3 protein-coding genes and 1 pseudogene are annotated in these 2,742 nt (G+C 56.1%); 1 reads left to right on the top strand and 3 read right to left on the bottom strand.

Annotated features, from left to right (window positions below; genetic code table 11):
* Nucleotides 1–303 precede the first annotated feature (303 nt).
* Nucleotides 304–876: a PH domain-containing protein gene (locus GJ633_RS15590; protein ID WP_156589516.1), complete on the bottom strand. Its 573-nt coding sequence runs from the start codon at nucleotides 874–876 to the stop codon at nucleotides 304–306.
* A gap of 6 nt (nucleotides 877–882) precedes the next feature.
* Nucleotides 883–1,476: a PH domain-containing protein gene (locus tag GJ633_RS15585; RefSeq protein ID WP_156589515.1), complete on the bottom strand. Its 594-nt coding sequence runs from the start codon at nucleotides 1,474–1,476 to the stop codon at nucleotides 883–885.
* 236 nt (nucleotides 1,477–1,712) lie between these two features.
* Between GJ633_RS15585 and GJ633_RS15580 the strand changes: the two genes are divergently transcribed.
* On the top strand, nucleotides 1,713–2,105 hold the full coding sequence (locus GJ633_RS15580; protein WP_156589514.1) for a hypothetical protein: 393 nt from the start codon (nucleotides 1,713–1,715) through the stop codon (nucleotides 2,103–2,105).
* 56 nt (nucleotides 2,106–2,161) lie between these two features.
* Here GJ633_RS15580 and GJ633_RS18015 read toward each other — a convergent pair.
* A pseudogene (locus GJ633_RS18015) lies at nucleotides 2,162–2,593 on the bottom strand (hypothetical protein); the annotation flags it as partial.
* Nucleotides 2,594–2,742 lie beyond the last annotated feature (149 nt).

The raw sequence follows: 2,742 nt of genomic DNA, 5'->3' as shown, positions 1-2,742 counted from the left end.
TGAAAATGTGGAACGACGTCGCCGACACGAGCAGTATCAGTTGCTCACAGCGGAACCGTGGAGCTTCCGGGAGGGCCATATTCAATATGATTGTGAATTGTATAAATAATGACGGGATACCGGTGGGCAAGTGTTTATCATCTCAACACTCGTACTGACTCTATTTATTGTCTTCCGCCACGGGATCATGGACTTCTCATCGGATAGATAACATTCTTACTGAATTAAGCGATCTGTGCTTCACCTGTACTAACCGATTTGCAGAGTAGGTATACCGCCTCCCCTCTGGCTGTTCCCGAACAACTATTCTTCGAGAGAGCTGCGAATCGCCCGGATCTCATCACGAATTTGCTGCCACTGCGTCAGATCTCCAGGGATACTGGATTCCCGTCGAGCGTCGCCACCGAGACCGTCGTCATTCGATGCTGCCCGATCGACGAGTCCCCGGATTGTACGAGGGTCTTCGATCGCCCGGAACGAGAGATCTTCCCCACCAGCGATTTCGAACGTCACTGAGCCGTACCCGAAGATCGACCCCGTGACATCTTGTCCAAAGGAACTGTTCTGGACGGTTTCGAGGTTTGCCTGTGTGACAGACCGGGTCAACACGCCGCGTTTCACGTAAAGTGCTTCGTCCGTAATCACGTACTGTACGCCTTGGAGGGCGAAATACTTCCAGAGCGGGATCGCCACTCCGAGTGGCACAACTGTGAGGAAGAGCGGGGTTCCCCTAGTAACACTGACCACGATCCCGGCGACGAGGAGGAGAACGCCGATCACAACTGCCGGAAGGATAGTAGTGATTCGCGGGCGGCCGGACCATTCGACCGATTCGGTGGTGTCGAGCGGGATAGCCGGGTCGATCGACTCTGTCATGGCTGGCTATCGTTCATCATCCGACTCGTGGTCGGTAGGAGAGTTCTCAGCTCTCTGGTTACTACTCACTGACTCAGTATGATCGGTGTTGACTACACCAGGCGATTGTTCGTCCGTTGCAGTGCCGGTGGTAGATGTCGTGGTCGATGTAGTTCCTGTCGTCTCCTGTTCGTCGAGAGTTGACCGGATTGCTCTGAGTTCGACGAGGATCTCGTCAAGTACGTTACGCTTGGTTTCACCCGATTCCGTCGTCGGTTCACCACGGCTGCCCTTCACACGTTTGTTGATGAGCTCTTGAATCTCGCGCGGGTCGGGCACTGACCGGAACTGCATCTCGATACCGGAGCCGCCAGCGGTCGAGATATCAACGTTTCCGTAGCCGAATCGAGAGCCAAAGAATCCCTGGCTGTAGGAGGTGTTCTGTACTTTTCCGAAGTCGATGCGCTGGACGTCCCGTGAAAGGATTCCTGTCTTCTTGTACAGCCCATCGGTCGTCACAACGTACTGCGTATTCTCGCGCTGGAGGTAGGTTCCGGCGATGATGAATAACCCAATGAGGATTAGAGAAAGAGGAATTCCGACGACAAGCGCTGGGATCAAGCTACTCTCGTGTGGTTTCCCAGACCAAACAATCTCTTCATCCTTGTCGAGGGTTAACCAGTCGCAGTCTCAGGGTCGATAGTAGCTGACTCGGACATACGAGGCACTTTGCCAGATGGCTGTATTAAACTCCCGACAAGACGATGACGATTGTTGCTTGTTGAGACGTTCAGAGCCGTGATGAGTCAACTCCTCCGATACCGAATTTAACCTACTCCCAGGCCGAATGAACAGGTATGTTACGGCAGTTCCTCGGCGCGATCGGCGTTCTCACGGCGCTCGTTCCGGACCGGATCGTGGACGTATTTGAGGCGATCGCGGTCGAGAACTCTGACGAAAATACCGTCCATTCGTGGTTTGGTCTCCTGATTCGGCTGGAAGGAATAGTTATCACGCTTGCCGCGCTCCGTGACGGCCGCCTATACGCGTGGTTGATGAATGTCACCGGAATTTTTGGTGCCGTCTTGCTTTTCATCCCGAGTCTGTACGAGCAAATCGCGGGACCGATCGTGTACGAAGACCCGGAGGTGGTGGAGTGGAACGAGCACCTCACCGACAGTGTCCGCGTGATCGGTGCTGTGTACGTGCTACTCGCGCTTTTCGACCGTCGGCGTCGAAACAGGTCGTGACCGACGACCTCTCCAACCGCACGATCCTTCTCACCGGCGGAACGAGCGGGTTCGGAAGGGTGGCAGCAGTTGACCTCGCGGCGCTCGCGATGGTCGTAGGAGCCGCACGCGGCTGCGCTCCCGGTCCACACTCGCCAGACACCGAGCGCGGCCATCACGTCGACGATGTCACGGGGAACGGTCTGGTAGTCGTCCGGGAAGAACACCCGGAACCGGGTACAGGCTTCTTGCAGCGGGACAGTCTCCCACCAGTCTTTGCTGGAGTCCCAGCTATCGAACATCGCCTCGTCGCTGCCGTCGCCGACGGTCACGCCGTCGATCGGCGTCCAGTCCGCCGGGAGGTGGTCCGTCTCGCCTTCGAGAATCCGGAGGACGGCGTATCGGAGGTACTCGTGGGCTTGGTTATCCACCGTTCGAGCGACCTGATCGTGCTGCTCGGCAACGTGCTCGGCTTCCTCAAGGACTGTTGTGAGATGGGGTTCAGTCATCATTCGACGGAGATCTGAATGCGCCTCCGCCCCTCCGCGGGCGCAGACAAATTAACCAACAGAGCGGAATGAACCCATCACCTTGTTGGTTAACTGAATAAGGACGAGGATTTATCCTCGAGAACGTCGATGAGTTCTTCTGCCGTCCG

The organism is Halorubrum sp. CBA1125 (assembly GCF_009742825.1).
Classification (GTDB): Archaea; Halobacteriota; Halobacteria; order Halobacteriales; family Haloferacaceae; genus Halorubrum.
The sequence above is the reverse complement of the archived record's forward strand: the minus strand, read 5'-3'. Positions and strand labels throughout refer to the sequence as shown.